This window comes from Rothia sp. HMSC066G02 (assembly GCF_001813145.1).
GTDB lineage: Bacteria > Actinomycetota > Actinomycetes > Actinomycetales > Micrococcaceae > Rothia.
Genome location: NZ_KV811586.1, coordinates 246,292 through 246,520, shown reverse-complemented (window position 1 = coordinate 246,520; position 229 = coordinate 246,292).

Genomic DNA, 229 nt, shown 5'->3' with positions numbered 1-229 from the left:
GCGGAGCGGGCACGCAGTGCATATGACGGGTGCGGACTATCCAGGTGCCTAATTTTGGGCATGAAAAAACCTCCTACGCAACCGCTGAGGATTCGGATTCTGAGCGAGCGAAGAATCAATCCGGATCCGAAGCCGCGGAGCGCCAGCGGAGCGGGCACGCAGTGCATATGACGGGTGTGAACTATCCAGGTACCCGTTTTTGGGCATGAAAAAACCTCCTACGCAACCG